This is a genomic window from Vibrio sp. 10N.222.46.A1 (assembly GCF_041473595.1).
Taxonomy (GTDB): domain Bacteria; phylum Pseudomonadota; class Gammaproteobacteria; order Enterobacterales; family Vibrionaceae; genus Vibrio; species Vibrio tasmaniensis_A.
This window is the reverse complement of sequence record NZ_JBFRSN010001815.1, coordinates 1-323: the sequence shown is the minus strand read 5'-3', so window position 1 is coordinate 323 and position 323 is coordinate 1. Positions and strand designations below refer to the sequence as shown.

The 323-nt window shown below is 39.6% G+C and carries 1 protein-coding gene; it reads right to left on the bottom strand.

Annotation, left to right across the window (positions count from 1 at the left end):
- Nucleotides 1–233: DUF3334 family protein (locus tag AB4496_RS29440; RefSeq protein WP_372133674.1), on the bottom strand; the 233-nt coding region annotated here is incomplete at its 3' end.
- Nucleotides 234–323 lie beyond the last annotated feature (90 nt).

The window sequence follows — 323 nt, the reverse complement described above, 5'->3', positions numbered from 1 at the left end:
GTGTAGATCTCTAGCGCTGCTTTCGACGTAAAATTGATCACAACAAGACCTGAAAACCCGCCGTCGAACAAGACGAAACAACCAAAATCTGGCTTAAGACTTGTCTTGTTGATCTTTTGAACCATGGCTGAGTAGGACACCTGTGAAGCCGTCGCTGAAGTAAGTACGTTTGAGACTGATTGGCATAGCTTAAGAAGAATATCTTCAGTTGTGACTGTTTTGCTTTTTTTCATTGTTATTTGCTCATGGAGATGTCGTAAAAAAGTTATCTACTATCTTACTACTGAATTAAGACGAAAGTGACTATTTCTCCATTCTTGCAC